This is a genomic window from Micromonospora sp. C28SCA-DRY-2 (assembly GCF_030519475.1).
In the GTDB taxonomy this organism is placed as follows: domain Bacteria; phylum Actinomycetota; class Actinomycetes; order Mycobacteriales; family Micromonosporaceae; genus Micromonospora.
Genome location: NZ_JAUMKD010000005.1, coordinates 393,223 through 407,928 on the forward strand (window position 1 = coordinate 393,223; position 14,706 = coordinate 407,928).

Here is a 14,706-nt window from a genome sequence, read left to right on the forward strand (position 1 = left end):
CTCAGCCGACCTCGACCGGCGCCCCCTGCGTGACCCGCCCGGCCCGCACCACCTGTGCGTACGCGCCGACGCAGGGCTGCGGGTCGAGCTGGGGCAGGGGCGCGATCCGGTTGAGCCGGGCCGGCGCCCGCAGCGCCGCCACCGCACGGGGCAGCTCGCCGTGCGCCAGGGTCGGCACCGCGCAGCGCGGCGTGGCCGCGAGCACCCGCAGCACCAGGGCATCGCCGATCCGCAGCTCGCGCCCGACCCAGTCGTTCTCCACGAACCCGTCGGCCGCGACGTCGATCACCAGGTTCGGCCGGTAGCGCACCGGCTCGAAGCCGCCGCCGGGCCCGTCACCGCGCTCCGGCGCCCCGATGGTGTCGCCGAGCGGGCCGGCGCTGCCGGGCGCGTGCGCCGCCCCGCTGCCGCCGGCGGCCAGCCGGCGCAGGGTGGCGGTGGTGACCAGGTGGATCGGGGCGAAGTCGAAGAACGTCCCCGGCGCGGCGGTGCCGAGCGGGCTCAGGTCCACCGGCACGTCCGCGGTGACGCCGGCGTCCAGCACCGCCTCCGGACGGGCCCGGTCCAGCACCGCCCCGTCGGGCGGGGTGCCGGTCAGCGTCACCGGCGCGCCGAGCACCCGGGACAGGATCTCGTCCACGTCGCCGTCCACACTCGACACTATCCGCCCGTCGGGCAGGGTGATCCGCACCGGTCCGGGCGCGGCGCCGGCCGCCCGGAGGGTGAGCAGGCCGCGCCAGTGCCGGGGGTGCTTGGCGCTGGCCACCCGGCCGGTCTCCCGGTGCACCAGGGCCAGCCCCCGGTCGCCGGCCACCCCCGTCGCGGTCACCTCGGCCGCGCCCAGCCGCTCGCCGAGCATCGACTTGACCGGGTACCGCCAGAGCTGGGCCAGCCGGCCGGTCATCCGGTCGCCCCGGCCCGGATCAGGGCGGCCACCTCGGCCACCCGGTCGGCCCCGTACGGGCCGAGCCGCGTCCGGACGGCGACCACGTCGGCGTCCCGGCCGGAGGCGAGGGGGAGCGACACTGTCACGCCGCCACCCTAGCCGGGCCGGAGCCGCCGCTGCCGTCCCGCGCCGGTGCCGCGCGCGACGGTCGACCCGCCCGCCCCGGCACCGGCGCCGCGGTCACCGGGCCAGCAGGGCGCGCAGCGCCTTGACGACCTCGGCGGGGGCCTCCTCGGCCATGAAGTGCCCGCAGGAGACGGTGCGGTGCTCCAGGTCCGCCGCCCACGCCCGCCACAGCCCGGCGGCGTCGAAGCCCAGCGCCGCGCCCCAGTCCTGCTGGAGCACTGTCACCGGCATCCGCAGCCGGTTGCCGGCCGCCCGGTCGGCCTCGTCGTGGGCCACGTCGATGCCGGCCGACGCCCGGTAGTCGGCGACGATCGAGGGCACCGCCGCCCGGGACGCGGCCAGGTACGCGGCCCGCACGTCCGGCGGGACGGCCTCCGGGTCCTGCGTCCAGATGTCGAGGAAGTGGCCGAAGAAGGCGTCCGGGCTGGCGCCGATGAGCTGCTCGGGCAGGCCGGGCGGCTGGGCCATCAGGTAGAGGTGGAAGCCGACGGCGGCGCTGGTGCCCCGCATCACCTCCCACATGTCCAGGGTGGGCAGCACGTCGAGCGAGGCGAGGTGGGTGACCGTGGCCGGGTGGTCGAGGCCGGCGCGGATGGCGACCAGGGCGCCGCGGTCGTGCCCGGCCAGGGCGAAGCGCTCGTGCCCCAGGGCCCGGGCCAGCGCGACGACGTCGGCGGCCATCGTCCGCTTCGAGTACGCGGTTCCGTCGGCGTCGGCCGGCTTGTCGCTGTTGCCGTAGCCGCGCAGGTCGGGGCAGATCACCGTGTGGTCCGCGGCGAGGTCGGCGGCCACGTGCCGCCACATGAGGTGGGTCTGCGGGAAGCCGTGCAGCAGCACGATCGGGCTGCCGGAGCCGCCGACGGCCACGTTGAGCGCCACGCCGTCGGCGACGGTGACGCGGCGGTAGTCGAATCCGGGGATCTGGTTCACGACGGGCCTTCCTGGATGTCAGCTCTGGTGTCACCGGCGGGCCGCCGGTGCTCGGACCCGTCGAGCCTGACCGGCCGCGATCAGCGGCGGATGAGCAGCGGATGAGTGCCGCTCCGCACGCACCGGCCAGGACGATCACCTCGCCACCGGGCACCGACCTAGATTGGGTGCCATGACCGGGGCGGTGACGGAGGGGGTGACCTTCGGCGTGCTGGGGCCGGTCCGCGCCCTCGACGCCCGCGGTCCCGTCCCGCTGAAGGGGCCCCGGCAGCGTGCGGTGCTGGCCCGGCTGCTCATCGCCCGGGGCCGGGTGGTGCCGGTCGAGCGGCTCGTCGGTGATCTGTGGGCGGAGCCCTCCGACGGTGCGGTCGCGGCGGTCCGGACCTTCGTGGCCGATCTGCGCCGGGCCCTGGAGCCCGACCGGCGGCCCCGACAACCCGCCCGGACGCTGGTCACCGTCCCGCCCGGCTACGCCCTGCGGGCCGCGCCGGACGCGGTCGACGCCTGGCGGTTCGAGGACGCGGTCGCCGAGTCGGGCCGGCTGCTCGCCGCCGGCCGGGCCGGGACGGCGCTGGACCGCCTGACGGACGCGCTCGCCCTGTGGCGCGGCCCCGCGTACGCCGAGTTCGCCGGGGAGGGTTGGGCCCGCGCCGAGATCAACCGGCTGGACGAGCTGCGGACGCTGGCGGTGGAACGCCGCGCCGAGGCGCTGCTGTCGCTGGGCCGGGCCGCCGAGGCCGCCACCGACCTGCGGGCGCACACCGCCGCCCACCCGCTCCGCGAGGACGCCTGGGCATTGCTGGCCCTGGCCCGCTACCGGTCCGGCCGCCAGGGTGAGGCGCTGGCCGCGCTGCGCCAGGCCCGCGCCACCCTGGTCAGCGAACTCGGCGTGGACCCGGGCCCGCGGCTGCGGCAACTGGAGGCGGACATCCTCGCCCAGGCCCCGCACCTCACCCCGCCGGAACCGCCCACCGGGCCGGTGCTGCCCGCCGGGGCGGTGTCGCCCACCGCGCCCGCGCCACCCGCCGGGCCCGTGCCGAGCGCCGGGGCCGCGCCATCCACCGAGCCCGTACCGGCCGCAGGGCCGGTGCCACCAACCGGGCCCGTGCCACCCGCAGGGCCCGTGCCGGCCGGGGGCCCGACACCGGCCGGGGCGCCGACGGCGGTCGGCGAGGCAGGGCCGGCCGCGGTGCCGTCGCCGGACGTGGCCGAGAACCGGCGGCCGTTCGTCGGTCGGGGCGAGGAGCTCGGCCAGCTGCGGCAGGCCGCCGAGCGCGTCGTCCAGCGCGGCCGGCCCGCGCTCGCGCTGGTCTCCGGCGACGCCGGCGCCGGCAAGACCGCGCTCGCCGACGCGCTCGCCCGGCGCCTCTCGGCCGCCGGCTGGACGACCGCGTGGGGCCGCAGCCCCGAGTACGAGGGCGCGCCCGTCGCCGGGCCGTGGACCCAGCTCACCGACGCCCTCACGGCAGCCACCCAACCCACCGGCCCGGCCCGACCGGAAACCGCGCCGGCCGGGCCCGCTACCGCGCCGGCCGGGTCCGCGACCCCGCTCGCCGCTTCGGCGGTCGCGCCCGACAGCCCTCCGACCCCGCCGGCCGGACCCACCCCGGCGCCCGGTCCGGACCGGGTCGAGGACCCGGCGGCGCGCCGGTTCCGCCTGCACCGGGCCGTCGCCGCGCTGGTCACCGCGGCCGCCGCCCGGGCGCCGGTGCTGCTGGTCGTCGACGACCTGCACCGCGCCGACCCGGACAGCCTGGACCTGCTGACCGCCCTGGTCGGCGAGCCCGAGCCGGTCACCGGCCCGGTGCTGGTGGTCGGCACGTACCGGGCCGCCGAGATCGGCCCGGAGCTGACCGCGGCGCTGGCCCGGGTCGCCCGCACCGAGCCGGTCCGGGTCTACCTGGGCGGGCTCGCCGAGCCGGCGACCGGCGAGCTGGCCCGCGCGGTCGCCGGGCCGGACCTCGACCCGTCCGTGGTGCACCTGATCCACCAGCGCAGCGGCGGGAACCCGTTCTTCGTCCGCGAGCTGGCGCGGCTGCTGGCCGCCGAGGGGGACGCGGCGCTGCGCGAGGTGCCCGCCGGGGTGCGGGACGTCATCCGGCACCGGCTCGGCCGGCTGCCGGAGGACGCACGGACCGTGCTGCGCCAGGCCGCCGTCCTCGGCCGCGACGTCGACCCGGAGGTCCTCGCCGCGATGAGCGGTGACCCGGCGACAGTGCTCGACGCGCTGGACCACGCCCTGCACGCCGGCTTCCTCACCGAACACGGCGCCGACGGGCGGCTGCGGTTCACCCACATCCTGGTGCGGGACACCCTCTACGGCGACCTGTCCGCGCTGCGCCGCGCCGGGTGGCACGCCGCCGCCGGTGCGGCCGTCGAACGGCTGCACCCGGAGGACGTGGCCACCCTGGCCCACCATTTCACCCACGCCGCCAGCCGGGCCACCGCACCGCGCGCCGCACGCTACGCCCGGGCCGCCGCCGAGCAGGCCGAGCGCCGGTTCAGCCCGCACGAGGCGGCCCGCCGGTGGCGGCAGGCGGTCGCCGCCCACGACCGGGCCGGTGGCGGCGACGTACGCGGACGGCTGGTGGCGGTGATGGGCCTGGGCCGGGCGCTCGCCGTCACCGGCCACCTCGACGAGGCCCGCCGGCTCCGGTCCGCCGCGCTCGCCACCGCCGCCCGGCTCGACGAACCCGACCTGACCACGAGCCTGCTGACCGCGTTCGACGTGCCCGCGAGCTGGACCCGCAACGACGACGAGCGGCTCTCCGGCGAACTGGTCCGGGCCGCGGAGCGGGCCCTGGCCGCACCCGGCGGGGACGAGCCGGCCCGGCGCGGCCGGCTGCTGAGCACCCTCGCCCTGGAGCTGCGCGGCACCACCACGGACCGGGGCCGCCGGGCGGCCGGCGAGGCGGAGGCCATCGCCCGGCGGCTGGCGGACCCGGCGCTGCTGGCGGTCGCGTTGAACGCCCGCTACCTGCACACCTTCGCCCGCACCGGCCTCGCGGGCGAGCGCGCCCGGATCGGCGCCGAACTGGTCGACCTGGCGGCCCGGCACGAGCTGGTGAGCTTCGAGGTCCTCGGTCACCTCGTCCTGCTCCAGGCCCACTGCGCGCTGGCCGACCTCGCCGCCGCGGACGCCCACGCCAGCGCCGCCGACCGCCTCGCCGAGCGGTACGACCTGCCGCTGGTGGGCGTCTTCACCGGCTGGTACGCCGCCCTGCGGCTGGCCGTGGACGGGCAACCGGCCGCCGCGGAGGCCCGGTACCGCGCCGCCCAGGCCCGCCTCGCCGGCAGCGGGATGCCCGGCATGGAGCAGGGGCTGCTCGCCCTCGCGCTGCTCTGCCTGCGGCTGGCCGGGCCGGAGGCCGAGGCGGGGTGGCTGGCGGCCGGACCGCCGCCGGGTGACCCGGACGACTGGGCGGGCTGGGACTTCGGGCCGTACCAGCCGTGGGCCCGGCCGCTGGTGCTGCTCCGGGCCGGTCTGCGGGACGAGGCCGCCGAGGCGCTGCGGGCCCTGCCGGAGTCGCCGCACGACCTGCTCCGCGAGGCCCGGCTCTGCCTCGCCGCCCGCGCCGCGCTCGCCCTCGACGACCGGGCCACCATGCGGCACGCCTACGCCGAACTGCTGCCCGCCGCCGACGAGCTGGCCGGGGCGGGCAGCGGCGTGCTCACCCTCGGCCCGGTGGCCGGGCACCTCGGCGACCTCGCCGCCGCCCTGGGGCACCCGGAGCGGGCCGCATCGCACCACGAGACGGCCCGGACGGTCGCGGCCCGGGCGGCACGGCACGGCTGACCGTCCCGCCGGCGGGCAGCCCGGGCGGGGTCAGGTCAGCGTCGTGCCGGCCGTCTCGCCCGGCGCGTCGCCGGCCCGGGCGAGCACGCTGCCGTCCGGTGCCCAGATCGCCGACCCGCCGGCCGCCTCGGCGTAGCCGCCGCCGGTCGACCCGGCGAAGCTGGCCACCGCCACGTGCACCCGGTGGGTGGTGGCGATCCGGTGCGCCCGCTCGGGCGCGACGGCCGCGTCCCGGGCGTGCTCCAGGACGCCCGCGACGTAGACGTCGACGCCGAGCGCCACGGTCCGCGCCGCGTGCTCGGCGATCCCGGTGTCCCGGCAGATCGCCAGCCCGAGCCGCCAGCCGTCCACGGTCAGCACCGCCGGCGCCGGGCCGGGGGAGAAGCGGTCGCCCTCCGCCCCGCCGGGCCACATCTTCCGGTACGCCACCCGCGCCCCGGTGGCGTCGACGGCCAGCATGGCGATGTGCTCACCCGCGACCGGGGCGCCGGCCAGGGCCAGCGCACCGGTGTCGGCACACGCCTCGACCAGCGGCCCGAGCCGGGGGTCGGTGACGTCCACCGGCGGGGCGTCCAGCTGGTAGCCGGTCAGCGAGAGCTCGGGGAAGACCACCACCCGGGCGGTCGCCGCGCGGACCGTGGCGGCGTGCGTCGCCGCGTTCGCCCCCACGTCGTACGCGACACAGGGCGGCTGCGCGACGACGATGCGCAACGGCGTACGCATGGCGGCTCCTCTTCTCGGCGGACCCGCAGGATAGGCGGTGACCCTGTGGTTTTCCGCACCCCCGCCGGTGCGGACCGCCCGCCGGGATCGACGGCCGGCCCCATGGCCGGCTCCCAGGAAGGGTTCGTAGCGTGTGGGTCATGATTCGTAGCGCGCCGCACGCCCTGCTCGCCGCCGCCGGTCAGGCCGAACCGCCCCAGGACGGCCTGGTCGGCTACGTCACCGGCCTGGTCGAACGGCTCGGCGGCCCCGGCGCCGGCCTGGCCGTCGCCCTGGAGAACCTCTTCCCGCCGATCCCGAGCGAGGTGATCCTGCCGCTGGCCGGCTTCGTCGCCGGCCAGGGCCGGATGAGTGTGGTCAGCGCGATCTTCTGGACCACCCTCGGTTCGGTGCTGGGCGCCCTCGCGCTCTACTGGATCGGCGCCGCGCTGGGCCGGGAACGGGTCCGGGCCATCGCCGAACGGCTGCCGCTGGTCAAGCTCAGCGACGTGGACCGGACCGAGGCGTGGTTCCTCAAGCACGGCGTCAAGGCGGTCTTCTTCGGGCGGATGATCCCCATCTTCCGCAGCCTGATCTCCATCCCCGCCGGCGTGGAACGGATGCCGGTCTGGACCTTCGTCGTCTACACCACGCTGGGCAGCCTGATCTGGAACAGCACCTTCGTGCTCGCCGGCTACCTGCTCGGCGACAACTGGCACCTCGTCGAGGGGTACGTCGGCGTCCTCCAGAACGTCGTCATCGTCGCCTGCGTGGCCGCGTTCGGCTGGTTCGTCGTCTCCCGGCTGCGCCGGCGGTCCCGGGCGGGCGCCGAGCCGGTCCCGCCGCCGCCGTCCGCGCCGCCGGCCGCCGGCATGCCCGACCCGAGCGGCCGGGGCACCATCTACCGCAGCACCTACTCCGACACCCAGCAGAACGGCTGGGACTACGACGGGGTGCGGTGAGGTGGCACCTCCCTGGCCCGCGCTGCCGCGCGCGGCCAGGGTGCCGGTCGGCGTCGCCGCCGGGATCCTGACCGCCCTCGGCGAGCTGCTCTTCCTGGTCGTCGCGGCCGTGGCGGCCGCCGGCGCGGCGGCCGTCCCGCCGGCCCGGCGCCGGGTGCACGCCGCGATCCTGCGGTACGCCGCCCGGCTGGTCGGGCTGGAACGCCGCCGGTTGGCCGGCTTCCTCACCGCCGGGGCGGCGCCGGGCGGGCCGGCGACACCGGGCCGGCGTGCGGTCGGCTACCTGGCCGCCCGGCTGCTGCCCGGTGCGCTCGGCGCGTTGGCGTACGGGCTGCTCGCCGTCGGCGTGGTGCTGGCGGTGATCGTGCTGTCGGCCGTACTGCGGGGGGAGATGGCACCCGCCGACGCCCTGGTGCAGGTCGTCCTCGGCGCCGCGCTGCTCCTGGTCAACGTCCAGGCGGTCGCCAGCATCGCGGCGCTGGACGTCCGGCTCGCCCACCGGCTGCTCGGCGCCGGCTCCCGGGCCGAGCTGGAACGGCGGGTCCGCGAGCTGACCACCAGCCGGGCCGAGGTCGTCGCCGCCGTGGACGCCGAACGGCAGCGCATCGAACGGGACCTGCACGACGGCCTCCAGCAGCGCCTCGTCGCCCTCGGCATGCTGCTCGGCCGGGCCCGGCGCAGCCGCGACCCCGAGCGCGCCGCCGCGCTGCTGGCCCAGGCGCACCAGGACGCCCAGCAGGCCATCGCCGAACTGCGCGAGGTGGCCTGGCGGGTCTACCCGTCGGCGCTGGACGACGGTGACCTGGGCGAGGTGCTCCGGGTCGTCGCGGACCGCTCCGACATCCCGGTGCGCATCCGGTACGACGTGCCGACCCGCCCCGACCGTCCGGTCGAGACGGTGCTCTACTTCGTGGCCTGCGAGGCGCTCACGAACGCCGCGAAACACGCCGCGGCTACCCTGATCACCGTGGAGGTGGAGAGCCGGGCGGGGACCATCCGGCTGCGGGTGCACGACGACGGCGTGGGCGGCGCCGATCCCACCGGCGCCGGACTGACCGGCCTGGCCCGTCGGGTGGCCGCGCTGGACGGCCGGCTCCGGGTGGACAGCCCGCCCGGCGGCCCGACCACCGTGCTGGCGGAGCTGCCGTGCGGATAGTGCTGGCGGAGGACTCGGCGCTGTTGCGGGAGGGGCTGGCCCGGCTGCTCGCCGAGGAGGGGCACGAGGTCGTCGCGGCGGTAGCCGCGGCCGACGAGTTGGTCACCGCCGTCGAACGGCACCGCCCCGACGTGGTCGTCACCGACGTCCGGATGCCGCCCACCAACACCGACGACGGCCTGCGGTCGGCGCTGGAGATCCGGCGCCGCTGGCCGGCCACCGCCGTCCTGGTGCTCTCCCAGTACGTCGAGCGGCGGTACGCGACCCGGCTGCTGGCCGACCGTCCGGAGGGGGTCGGGTACCTGCTCAAGGACCGGGTGGCCCAGGTCGACGACTTCCTCGACGCCCTGGATCGGGTGGCCGCCGGCGCGACCGCTCTGGACCCGGAGGTGGTCCGCCGGGTCCTCGCCGGCGCCGATCCGGCCGATCCGCTGAGCCGGCTCACCCCCCGCGAACGGGACGTGCTGCACCAGATGGCCCAGGGGCACACGAACGCCACGATCGCCGAACGGCTGCACGTGTCGCAGAGCGCCGTCGAGAAGCACATCAACACGATCTTCGACAAGCTCGACCTGTCGCAGGCGGCCGGGTACAGCCGGCGGGTGCTCGCGGTGCTGCGCTACCTGGAACTCTGAACCGTCCTCCTCGCTCTGGCCGGCGACGGGCCCCACGGCCGCCGCTGGGCGGTCGGGTCTTGCGGGCGTGCGGGGCACGGCGGTTTCGGCGATGTGGCGGTATCGACCCCGCCGGGATGGCGCCGTATCGGCGATCCGGTGTCGATCAATCCGGTCCAGCCCTGTGGCGGGCCGGTGGGAACAGCAGGCCGCTGACCTCCTCGCCCGGCAGCGGACCCCAGCCGAGCCCGGAACAAGCACACGGACCGGCGTTCAGGCGGTCGGCTGTGCGGGCCCGGTGGTGGTTGCGGCATCGGCCGGGGGTTCGTCGTCCTGCGGGTGGAGGTAGTCGGCGAGGCGGGCGGCGGCGACCAGCATGGCGTGCCCCCGGGCGGCGAGCCGGGCCCGCCAGCCCGCCACCGAGCCGGCCAGCGCCCCGGGGCCGTCGGCGTCGCGGACCCGCCGCAGGACGGTGGCGATCTGCTCCAGCGGGTAGCCGCCGCGACGCAGCAGGTGGGCCAGGTCGGCGTCGCGGACGTCGTCCGGGCCGTACAGGCGGAAGTGGGTGGCGCGGTCACGGGCCGGTTCGAGGATGCCGGCCCGCTCCCACTTGCGCAGCGTCGCCGCCGTCACCCCGAGCCGGTGGGCCAGGGCGCCGACCGTCAGCGGGCGGGCGGGCCGGTCGGTGGCCGGCGGCGCGGTGAGGATGCCGATGGCCGACTCGACGGCGTCGAGCGTCTCCCGGTCCCGCAGCAGTTGGGCGTGGCTGCTGTCGATCACCCGCAGCGCGGTGTCCAGGTCGCCGGCGTTGACGGCACGCATGATCTCGCCGCTGGTCGCGTGGCCGTGCGCCGGGATCAGTGCCAGGTACGCCCGCAGGGCCCGGGCGTGGCGGGCCGAGTAGCGGCGGTACCCGCTCGGCGTGCGGTGGGCCGCCGGGATGACGCCGGCCTGTTCGTAGTTGCGGACCGCCTGGGTGGAGATGCCGTGCTCCCGCGCGAGGTCCACCGGACGGTGGCCACCTGCCGCGGCATGTCCTGCGGCTTGAGACTTCAGCTGACTCTCCTGCCTTGGCTGACGCGAAACCTTCACTGGGTGGTTCAAGGATACGGTTGAGGCCATGACTTCTGGAGATGGATCCCCGTACGACGACGGTCGGGGGGCGGTTTCCGCGGCGGCGCTCGCCGAGCGGATCCTCGCGCTGCCCGACGTCGCCCAGGTGGTGGCCGACGAGGAGTCGGGCGTGCCCGAGACGCACTGGGGCGACCGGTTCTTCTTCGTCGGGCCGGATCGACGGCGGCCGTTCGCCACCCTCGTCTACCACGACACGCCCGGCTTCGACGAGGACTCCCGCCTCGACCGGCCGGGCGTCTTCCGGCTGAACATCGAACTCGGCCGGCTGGAGTTCCAGCGCCTGTTCGGCTACCCGCCGGCGGAACTGCCCGACCGCAGGTCGGCGCTGGACTTCACCCGGCTGGACGTGATCCAGCCCCATCCCGCGTACGGGCTGCACGGCTGGGCGTGCGTCCTCAACCCCGGGGTCGAGCGCCTGCCGGAGGTCGACCGGCTGCTCGACCTCGCGCACCGCCGGGCCCGGGCCCGCCACCAGCGAGCCCTCGACCGGGACAACGCCGCCCGTCGACCCGCCGACCGACCTGAGAAATCGGTCTCACCGGGCCGGGAACAAGAACCGGAGTCGGTAGGTTGAGGGAGGTGTCGGTGTGATCAGTGTCCCCGGGCCTCACCATATTGCCTTCGCGGAATACCGTCCGGCTGGAGCCGCGTCGCGCCACTCGCCGAGAGGCGACCTGCACACCGACACCCCAGCGCCGCCCCCGAGCCCACCAGGGCCCGGGGGCGGCGCTGTCTCGTCCGCCCCGCCCTGACCGGGACCACCGCCGGCACGCCGGACCGCCCGACGGCCTGGCCCGGCACGCCGGACCCGCCGGACGGCCTGGCCCGGCACGCCGGACCCGCCGGACGGCCTGGCCCGGCACGCCGGACCCGCCGGACGGCCTGGCCCGGCACGGGTGCGCTGCTCGGTTCGGTGCGGCTGGCCCGTTCGGGCGGCAGCCGATCCGGGTCAGCGCCGGCCCCGAGGGGGCGCCAGCCCTCGGAGGAGCGGGAGCGCCGGCACTCGGAGGAGCGGCCGGCCGCCCGAATCGGAGATCGCGCTCAGCCCAGGGCGAACGGGACCTCGGGACGGGCGGCGGGGAGCGGACAATGCCCGGATGGGTGTCAAGCAGGCATGGACCGAGCAGACCGGAGTGGTCGCCCTGCCCAGTGGCGTGAGGGTGCGCGGGCGACGCATCGGCGATCCGGCCTCGCCGGCCGACTTCGCCCTGCTGCTGGCGGACGGGCCGGCGCCGCGGTGGCCGCACCGGCGGATCCGGTGGCCGGACTTCTGGGTCCCGGTCGACCGGGCCGACGCGCTCGACGCGCTGCGGGAGGCGCTGCGCCGGGCGCACGGCGGTGAACGCGTCGAGGTGGCCTGCCGCGGCGGCACCGGCCGGACGGGCACCGCCATCGCCGCGCTCGCGATCCTCGACGGGCTGCCGGCCGAGCGGGCGGTGGAGTGGGTACGCGCGAACTACCGGCCACGCGCGGTGGAGACACCCTGGCAGCGGCGCTGGCTCCGCCGACTGCCCCGGTGAATCCGCTGGTCACGAGGCGATACCCCGGTCAACCTGTGGCGCCGGTCATGAACCGGGTTCGCCCGGCCGCGCCGGGGTAGGAGGGGCACCCTCGTCGACAATCTAGGCAGGAACCACCATGGCACCACCCCGCTACCAGGGCGTTCACCGTCGGCCGGCCACGCGGATGGCGTCCGTCGCCCGGGCGGCCGCGTCGCTGGCCGTGCTCAGCGTGCTCGCCGTCCTCTTCCTGGACGCGCTGTTGATCACCGTCGGCCTGCTCACGCCGGTCGTGGCGGCGCTGCGTCCGTTGCGCGCCTGGCTGCGCGATCTCGACGCCCCGTCCGTGCCGACGGTGAGTACGGCGTCCGGCCGCTGACCACCGTGGTCCCGGTGCCCGGGCACCGGGACCACGGCGCGCCGGCTCACGCCGCGACGTACTCGCGCAGGTGCCGGGCGGTCAGGGTGTCGCCGTGGGCGACCAGCTCGGCCGGGGTGCCGGTGAAGACGATCCGCCCGCCGTCGTGCCCCGCACCCGGCCCCAGGTCGATCAGCCAGTCGGCGTGGGCCATCACGGCCTGGTGGTGCTCGATGACGATCACCGTGTTGCCGGCGTCCACGAGCCGGTCCAGCAGGGCGAGCAACTGGTCGACGTCGGCCAGGTGCAGCCCGGTGGTGGGCTCGTCGAGCACGTAGGTGCTCGCCTTGTCGGCCATGTGGATGGCCAGCTTGAGCCGCTGCCGCTCGCCCCCGGAGAGCGTGTTGAGCGGCTGCCCGAGGGTGAGGTAGCTGAGCCCGACGTCGACCAGCCGGTCGAGGATCACCCGCGCCTGGCCGCCGGGGAAGAAGTCCCGGGCCTCGGTGGCGGACATGGCCAGCACCTCGCTGATGTTCTTCCCGCGCAGCCGGTAGGTCAGCACCTCGTCGGTGAAGCGCCGGCCCTCGCACCGCTCGCAGACCGAGGCGACGCCGGCCATCATGGCCAGGTCGGTGTAGACCAGGCCGATGCCCTTGCAGGTCGGGCAGGCACCCTCGGAGTTGGCGCTGAACAGGGCCGCCTTGACCCCGTTGGCCTTGGCGAACGCCGCCCGGATCGGGTCGAGCAGCCCGGTGTAGGTGGCCGGGTTGCTGCGCCGGGAGCCGCGGATCGGGGACTGGTCGACCACCACCACGCCGTCGCGGCGGTGCAGCGACCCGTGGATCAGTGAGCTCTTGCCGGAGCCGGCCACCCCGGTCACCACGGTCAGTACGCCGAGCGGCACGTCCACGCTGACGTCGCGCAGGTTGTGCAGGTCGGCGTTGCGGATCGGCAGGTGACCGGTGGGCCGGCGGACCCGCTCGCGCAGCCGGACCCGGTGGTCCAGGTGCCGGCCGGTCAGCGTGCCGGAGCGCCGCAGGCCGGCGACGTCGCCGGCGTAGCAGACCTGCCCGCCGGCCGCGCCCGCACCGGGGCCGAGGTCGACCACGTGGTCGGCGATGGCGATGGTCTCCGGCTTGTGCTCGACCACCAGCACCGTGTTGCCCTTGTCGCGCAGGCGCAGCAGCAGGTCGTTCATCCGGGCGATGTCGTGCGGGTGCAGGCCGACGGTCGGCTCGTCGAAGACGTACGTGACGTCGGAGAGGCTGGAGCCGAGGTGCCGGACCATCTTCACCCGCTGCGCCTCGCCACCGGAGAGGGTGGCGGACTCCCGGTCCAGGCTGAGGTAGCCCAGGCCGATCTCGACCAGCGAGTCGAGCAGGTCACGCAGGTTGCCGACCAGCGGCGCGACCGACGGGTCGTCGATGCCGCGGACGAACTCGGCCAGGTCGCTGATCTGCATCGCGGAGCACTCGGCGATGTTGCGGCCGGCAATCCGGGACGACAGCGCCGCCTCGTTGAGCCGGGCGCCCCCGCAGGCGGCGCAGGTGGTGAAGGTGACCGCCCGGTCGACGAAGGCACGGATGTGCGGCTGCATCGACTCGCGGTCCTTGGCCAGGTAGAGCCGGCGCACCTTCACCGCGAGGCCCTCGTACGTCCAGCTGTTGCTGCCCATCTTGATCTTCGTGGCCGGCTTGTGGAGGAAGTCCTCCCACTGCTGCGGCGTGTAGTCCTGCAGCTTCGTGTCCGGGTCGAACAGGCCCGAGCCGACGATGGCCTGCCAGTACCACGAGTCGACGGCGAAGTTGGGCACCTTGATGGCGCCGTCGTTGAGCGAGCGCTCGACGTCGACCAGTTCGTGCACGTCGAGGTCGGAGACCCGGCCGAGACCCTCGCAGGTCGGGCACATCCCCTCGGCCAGGTTGAAGCTGAACGCGCCCGCCCCGCCCACCTGCGGGGTGCCCAGCCGGCTGAACACGATCCGCAGCATCGCGTACGCGTCGGTGGCGGTGCCGACGGTGGAGCGGGAGTTGGCGCCCATCCGCTCCTGGTCGACCACGATGGCCGGGGTGAGGTTGCGCAGCGAGTCGACGTCCGGCCGGCTCAGGTTCGGCATGAACGACTGGAGGAACGCGCTGTAGGTCTCGTTGATCATCCGCTGGGACTCGGCGGCGATGGTCCCGAAGACCAGGGAGGACTTCCCCGATCCGGACACTCCGGTGAAGACGGTCAGGCGGCGCTTGGGGATGTCGACCGAGACGGCGGCGAGGTTGTTCTCCCGCGCCCCGCGTACCTCGATCATGTCGTGGCTGTCGGCGGCGGACCGTGCTGGCTGCGGCATGCGAACCCTTCGTGTGATCGTGGGCAGGGTTGATCCCGCCCGAGCTTCCACGGGTCTGGCAGCCTTCAATTGTCTCATTCATGGCCTGGTGGAGGGTTTTCGCGCAGCGTTGCGCTGTATGCCCGCCGGGAAAGCCGGCAAA

General features: G+C 76.2%; 13 protein-coding genes. 7 read left to right on the top strand and 6 right to left on the bottom strand.

What is annotated here, in order from left to right:
* Window position 1 precedes the first annotated feature (1 nt).
* The 3 genes from Q3W71_RS22480 to Q3W71_RS22490 form a co-directional block, all read right to left on the bottom strand.
* Window positions 2-904, bottom strand: a complete 903-nt coding sequence (locus Q3W71_RS22480; protein ID WP_302921368.1) for an MOSC domain-containing protein — start codon at window positions 902-904, stop codon at window positions 2-4.
* On the bottom strand, window positions 901-1,032 hold the full coding sequence (locus Q3W71_RS22485) for a hypothetical protein (RefSeq protein WP_302921369.1): 132 nt from the start codon (window positions 1,030-1,032) through the stop codon (window positions 901-903). The genes Q3W71_RS22480 and Q3W71_RS22485 overlap by 4 nt, the downstream gene beginning before the upstream one ends.
* A gap of 94 nt (window positions 1,033-1,126) precedes the next feature.
* Window positions 1,127-2,002, bottom strand: a complete 876-nt coding sequence (locus Q3W71_RS22490) for an alpha/beta fold hydrolase (protein WP_302921370.1) — start codon at window positions 2,000-2,002, stop codon at window positions 1,127-1,129.
* Window positions 2,003-2,174: 172 nt separating this feature from the next.
* Here Q3W71_RS22490 and Q3W71_RS22495 point away from each other — a divergent pair, with 172 nt between their 5' ends.
* The gene (locus Q3W71_RS22495; protein ID WP_302921371.1) at window positions 2,175-5,798 is read left to right on the top strand and encodes a BTAD domain-containing putative transcriptional regulator; all 3,624 of its coding nucleotides are present in this window, start codon (window positions 2,175-2,177) and stop codon (window positions 5,796-5,798) included.
* Between the two features lie 30 nt (window positions 5,799-5,828).
* Here Q3W71_RS22495 and Q3W71_RS22500 read toward each other — a convergent pair whose 3' ends face one another.
* Window positions 5,829-6,521 carry a carbon-nitrogen hydrolase family protein gene (locus Q3W71_RS22500; RefSeq protein ID WP_302921373.1) on the bottom strand — a complete coding sequence of 231 codons (693 nt, stop codon included), beginning with the start codon at window positions 6,519-6,521 and terminating at the stop codon, window positions 5,829-5,831.
* A gap of 140 nt (window positions 6,522-6,661) precedes the next feature.
* Here Q3W71_RS22500 and Q3W71_RS22505 point away from each other — a divergent pair, with 140 nt between their 5' ends.
* From Q3W71_RS22505 to Q3W71_RS22515, 3 genes are read left to right on the top strand one after another with little or no spacing between them, the layout of a single operon-like run.
* Window positions 6,662-7,462, top strand: coding sequence for a DedA family protein (locus tag Q3W71_RS22505; protein ID WP_302921374.1), 801 nt, complete (start codon window positions 6,662-6,664; stop codon window positions 7,460-7,462).
* Between the two features lies 1 nt (window position 7,463).
* The gene (locus Q3W71_RS22510; protein WP_302921376.1) at window positions 7,464-8,618 is read left to right on the top strand and encodes a sensor histidine kinase; all 1,155 of its coding nucleotides are present in this window, start codon (window positions 7,464-7,466) and stop codon (window positions 8,616-8,618) included.
* Window positions 8,609-9,253, top strand: a complete 645-nt coding sequence (locus Q3W71_RS22515) for a response regulator transcription factor (protein ID WP_302921377.1) — start codon at window positions 8,609-8,611, stop codon at window positions 9,251-9,253. The genes Q3W71_RS22510 and Q3W71_RS22515 overlap by 10 nt, the downstream gene beginning before the upstream one ends.
* A 252-nt stretch (window positions 9,254-9,505) precedes the next feature.
* On the opposite strand, the gene Q3W71_RS22520 is transcribed toward Q3W71_RS22515, so the two are convergent.
* Window positions 9,506-10,240 carry a TioE family transcriptional regulator gene (locus Q3W71_RS22520; protein ID WP_302921378.1) on the bottom strand — a complete coding sequence of 245 codons (735 nt, stop codon included), beginning with the start codon at window positions 10,238-10,240 and terminating at the stop codon, window positions 9,506-9,508.
* Between the two features lie 112 nt (window positions 10,241-10,352).
* Here Q3W71_RS22520 and Q3W71_RS22525 point away from each other — a divergent pair, with 112 nt between their 5' ends.
* The 3 genes from Q3W71_RS22525 to Q3W71_RS22535 all read left to right on the top strand — a co-directional run bounded on the left by Q3W71_RS22525 (window position 10,353) and on the right by Q3W71_RS22535 (window position 12,244).
* Window positions 10,353-10,940, top strand: a complete 588-nt coding sequence (locus Q3W71_RS22525; RefSeq protein WP_302921379.1) for a DUF6194 family protein — start codon at window positions 10,353-10,355, stop codon at window positions 10,938-10,940.
* A 523-nt stretch (window positions 10,941-11,463) separates the two neighbouring features.
* Window positions 11,464-11,886: a protein-tyrosine phosphatase family protein gene (locus Q3W71_RS22530; RefSeq protein WP_302921380.1), complete on the top strand. Its 423-nt coding sequence runs from the start codon at window positions 11,464-11,466 to the stop codon at window positions 11,884-11,886.
* A gap of 118 nt (window positions 11,887-12,004) precedes the next feature.
* The gene (locus tag Q3W71_RS22535; RefSeq protein WP_302921381.1) at window positions 12,005-12,244 is read left to right on the top strand and encodes a hypothetical protein; all 240 of its coding nucleotides are present in this window, start codon (window positions 12,005-12,007) and stop codon (window positions 12,242-12,244) included.
* A gap of 46 nt (window positions 12,245-12,290) precedes the next feature.
* On the opposite strand, the gene Q3W71_RS22540 is transcribed toward Q3W71_RS22535, so the two are convergent.
* Entirely contained in the window at window positions 12,291-14,564 is a 2,274-nt protein-coding gene (locus Q3W71_RS22540; protein ID WP_302921382.1) for an excinuclease ABC subunit UvrA, read from the bottom strand.
* Window positions 14,565-14,706: the final 142 nt, after the last annotated feature.